This is a genomic window from Phocaeicola sp. (assembly GCF_048170425.1).
Taxonomy (GTDB): Bacteria; Bacteroidota; Bacteroidia; order Bacteroidales; family Bacteroidaceae; genus Phocaeicola.
The window spans coordinates 1-3,896 of record NZ_DBEXBB010000309.1; the positions used below are offsets into that span (position 1 = coordinate 1).

The window sequence follows — 3,896 nt, forward strand, 5'->3', positions numbered from 1 at the left end:
GTTTTATTTTTACAAGAACAAAGTCAACAAACAAACCACGATAGCAATCAGTGCCACACCTTCTACCAGCGCCGCAGCGATAATCATGTTCATACGCAAGTCGCCTGAAGCTTCCGGCTGGCGTGCGATACCTTCCATGGCCGAGCTACCAATCTTACCGATACCGATACCGGCACCCAAAACTGCAATACCTGCACCGATAGCGGCGCCCAACTTACTAATACCTACACCTGCAGCTGCCTGCAATAAAACTGACAATAACATAATTTTCTTGTTTTAAAAGGTTATACTTTAATTTTCTTTGAATCTATTGTTTTTCGGCATGTTCCTTCACCTGCGACAGACCGATAAACACGGCCGACAGCATTGTGAAGACGTATGCCTGGATGAATGCCACCAGAATTTCCAGCGCATCCATGAAAATGCTGAATGCCACCGATACCACCGTCATCGAGCCGTTAATTACCGGACCCGACTTCACCGTGATAAAGATAATGGCCACCAGACTGAGCACGGCCGCATGTCCTGCCATGATGTTGGCAAACAAACGGATCATCAGTGCAAACGGTTTGGTAAAGATACCGAAAAATTCAATCAGCGGCATCATTGGAATCGGCGCCTTCAACCACGTAGGCACGTCGGGCCAGAAGATTTCCTTCCAATAAGCCTTCGTACCATACACGTTGGTCAGCACGAACGTACACAAAGCCAGCACTAACGTAATGGCGATGTTACCCGTCACATTGGCGCCTCCGGGGAAGATAGGAATCAGCCCCATCAGGTTGTTCACCAGCACGAAGAAGAACGCCGTAAGCAGATAAGGTGCGTAGCGGCGGTAATTCTCGCCGATGCAGCCCTTAATCACGTCGTTGTAGATAGAAAGCACCGTGACCTCAATCATGCCGACGCCCCCCTTGGGTGCCCCGTCTTCCAGCGGATGTTTCTTGTACCAGCGTACGCAACTCATCATGATGACCAGCAGCACCGCACTGTTGATAAACAAGCCCAGCACATTCTTCGTGATGGAGATGTCCAGCGGACGCACCTCCTCGCCGGCCGCATTGCGTTCCACAATCTTGCCGTCGTAAGCACCGCCCTCGGCCACGTACAGCCCCTCGTAAGGACCTTCCTCCAGCCGAGCAGACGAGAACACATGCCAGCCCGTACTGCTTTTCACGATTACCGGCAGCGGAATGCTTACCTCCATATCGCCAAACTTCGCAATGTGCCACTGGTAGGCATCGCCAATGTGTCCGAACACCAGTTCGTTCACGTCGATGTCACCCTCAGCGGCCTGTGCCTTCGTCAGCGCAGCCGGAACCGCCATCAGCAGTAACAGCGTGATGATTATGTACCGTATTTTTTTCATCATTAGCTTTTTTTCTTAGTTTGAGTTTCGCTTCAAAAAGAAGGAAAAAACGGGTTTCGAATAGCAGAAACGCAAAGTAGAAGAAGATGAAGGTCAGCATGAACGCCACCACTTCATGTCCTATCACAAATCCGTAGAACATCAGCAGCATGGCACTGATTATGAATTTCAGTACCTTGCACACCAGATACGTCATCGCAATCCGTTCCAGCCCCACGCGATAGTTGAACGCGAACAGTTCTATGTAAAACAGGCCGAAAAGATAGAAGAATATCGGAATGGCCGGGAACCACAGGAAGTACCTGTCGGGAATGAACAGATGATATACCACGGCGACGAGCGCTGTCAGCACAATTCCAGTCACGGTCAGTTCTTTTATAAATTTCTTCTTAACGGTCAACAAAAACATAGTATCGTGCGGTTTTTCATCCGGAAAGCCGCCAAAAACATATTCGGTTCATCGCCTGCTTCGCTCCTCTCAGAGCTCCACACAGACTGAAATCTGATTCTCCTTGACTTCCACGAATCCCCCCTTGATTTGCAGGGATTGCGTTTCCTGTCCGGCCACGTATTTCACTTCCCCGGCCGAGAGCGTGGAAATCAGCGGGGCATGGTCGGCCATGACCTGAAATTTTCCTGCGCTTCCCGGAAAGGTCACCTGGCTCACTTTTCCTTCGTAAACCAGTTTTTCGGGTGAAACGATAACCAGATGAAATTCTTTCATATTAAGCTATCAGCTTTTAACTTTTAACTTTTAATTATTAACTCTTAGCCACTTCCATCAGCTTCTTACCCTTCTCGATGGCGTCCTCAATGGTACCTACGTTCAGGAAAGCCTGTTCAGGCAGATAATCCACCTCGCCGTCCAGAATCATCTTGAATCCCTTGATGGTGTCTTCTATGGAAACCATCACACCCGGTACGCCCGTAAACTGCTCGGCCACGGCAAACGGCTGCGAAAGGAATCGCTGCACGCGGCGGGCACGGTTCACCGTCAGACGGTCTTCATCCGAAAGTTCATCCATACCCAAGATAGAGATAATATCCTGAAGTTCCTTGTTGCGCTGCAGAATCTGTATCACGCGCTGAGCCGTTTCGTAGTGGTCCTTACCCACAATCAGCGGGTCGAGGATACGCGACGTAGAGTCCAGCGGGTCTACAGCCGGATAGATACCCAGCTCGGTAATCTTACGGCTCAACACCGTAGTGGCATCCAGGTGCGTAAAGGTGGTAGCCGGAGCAGGGTCGGTCAAGTCATCGGCCGGCACATACACCGCCTGCACGGAAGTAATGGAGCCGTTCTTAGTGGAAGTGATACGTTCCTGCATCTGTCCCATTTCCGTAGCCAGTGTAGGCTGGTAACCTACTGCCGAAGGCATACGTCCCAACAGAGCCGATACCTCAGAACCTGCCTGCGTGAAACGGAAGATGTTGTCGATAAAGAACAGAATATCACGCGGACCGTTTTCACCCGTCTGGCGGTCACGGAAAGACTCGGCCAGTGTCAGCCCCGACAAGGCTACTGACTGACGGGCACCGGGAGGCTCGTTCATCTGTCCGAACACCATGGCTACCTGCGATTTTTCCACTTCCTTGTAATCCACCTTCGAAAGATCCCAGTTCCCTTCCTCCATGCTCTTGAGGAATTCGTCACCGTAGCGGATTACGCCAGATTCAATCATTTCTCTCAGCAGGTCGTTACCTTCACGGGTACGCTCACCCACTCCGGCAAACACGGAGAAACCATTGTGTTTCTTGGCAATGTTGTTGATTAACTCTTTGATGAGCACGGTTTTTCCTACACCCGCCCCACCAAACAGACCGATTTTACCACCCTTCAGGTAAGGTTCCAGCAGGTCGATGACCTTGATACCGGTAAACAATACTTCCTGGGTAGTAGCCAGGTCTTCGAATTTCGGAGGTTCACGGTGAATGGGAAATCCGTCCGTCTTGTCCAGTTCTTTCATACCGTCAATGGTATCACCTACCACATTCATCACACGGCCCTTAATCTGGTTTCCGATAGGCATCGAAATCGGATGCCCCGTAGGAACGACTTCCATTCCGCGCTTCAACCCGTCCGTACTGTCCATGGCCACGCAGCGTACCGTGTCTTCACCGATATGCTGCTGCACTTCAATCACCAGCGTACGCCCGTCGTTACGGGCAATCGTCATGGCATCGTGGATCTTCGGCAAGGCGTGTTCCACGTCTTGTCCTTCTTCAAACTTGAAGTACACATCGACCACCGGACCGATTACCTGCGAAATGTGTCCAACGATTTTTGACATAAGCAATTATTTTAATTTAAAAGAATGAATCATCCATAGTTCTTACCTCTTAAACAAACATCCCGGGTATTTGTTTAAAATTTAACCATTTCTGTAACGCAAATTTACAGAATAAAGTCTCATATGTGTAACTCCATATAACATTTTTTAGACGGATTCCCCGAATAACAGACATAAATCAAGAAATATCGGACAAATCGTTTCACACTCGTTCACACGAAAGCCGAATATGCTAA

5 protein-coding genes are annotated in these 3,896 nt (G+C 49.5%); all 5 read right to left on the minus strand.

Going from position 1 to position 3,896, the window contains the following annotated elements; genetic code table 11:
- Window positions 1-9: 9 nt before the first annotated feature.
- The 5 genes from atpE to atpD all read right to left on the minus strand — a co-directional run bounded on the left by atpE (window position 10) and on the right by atpD (window position 3,660).
- Window positions 10-264: an ATP synthase F0 subunit C gene (atpE, locus tag ACMJ0U_RS11825; protein ID WP_007558852.1), complete on the minus strand. Its 255-nt coding sequence runs from the start codon at window positions 262-264 to the stop codon at window positions 10-12.
- A 43-nt stretch (window positions 265-307) separates the two neighbouring features.
- A complete protein-coding gene (gene atpB / locus ACMJ0U_RS11830) occupies window positions 308-1,369 on the minus strand; it encodes a F0F1 ATP synthase subunit A (protein WP_417130096.1) in 1,062 nt (353 codons plus the stop codon).
- Complete coding sequence (locus tag ACMJ0U_RS11835) at window positions 1,287-1,778, minus strand: hypothetical protein (protein ID WP_417130097.1); 492 nt, start codon at window positions 1,776-1,778, stop codon at window positions 1,287-1,289. Before ACMJ0U_RS11835 ends, atpB begins: the two co-directional genes overlap by 83 nt.
- 69 nt (window positions 1,779-1,847) lie before the next feature.
- The gene (gene atpC / locus ACMJ0U_RS11840; RefSeq protein ID WP_417130098.1) at window positions 1,848-2,093 is read right to left on the minus strand and encodes an ATP synthase F1 subunit epsilon; all 246 of its coding nucleotides are present in this window, start codon (window positions 2,091-2,093) and stop codon (window positions 1,848-1,850) included.
- A gap of 37 nt (window positions 2,094-2,130) precedes the next feature.
- On the minus strand, window positions 2,131-3,660 hold the full coding sequence (gene atpD, locus ACMJ0U_RS11845) for a F0F1 ATP synthase subunit beta (RefSeq protein WP_417130099.1): 1,530 nt from the start codon (window positions 3,658-3,660) through the stop codon (window positions 2,131-2,133).
- Between the last annotated feature and the right edge of the window lie 236 nt (window positions 3,661-3,896).